The sequence below is a fragment of the Halomonas borealis genome (assembly GCF_004798905.1).
GTDB lineage: Bacteria > Pseudomonadota > Gammaproteobacteria > Pseudomonadales > Halomonadaceae > Halomonas > Halomonas borealis.
The window spans coordinates 1-232 of record NZ_SDMO01000151.1 but is presented as its reverse complement, the minus strand read 5'-3'; the positions used below and the strand labels follow the sequence as shown (position 1 = coordinate 232).

Sequence of the window (232 nt, the reverse complement as noted above, 5' to 3'; positions counted from 1 at the left end):
ACCGTATAGGCAAAAAGTTGCACTTGGCGGCACTTGGCTTAGTTATGGTTGGAACTTGGCTTTCTTCACTTTGGATTTTGGCAGCGAACAGCTTCATGCAAAATCCAGGGGGCTATGAAGTTATTGATGGTCGTGCAACATTGACCAGTTTCTCAGCTTTATTGACAAACCCACAAACAACCTTAGAATTTACCCACGTTCTCACAGGGTCATTCTTAACTGGTGGATTTGC

The 232-nt window shown here is 44.0% G+C and carries 1 protein-coding gene; it reads left to right on the top strand.

Annotated features, from left to right (window positions below; all coding sequences use genetic code 11):
• Positions 1-232 (top strand): cytochrome ubiquinol oxidase subunit I (locus ETC07_RS16485; protein ID WP_136249357.1); only part of this gene is annotated, 232 nt, incomplete at both ends.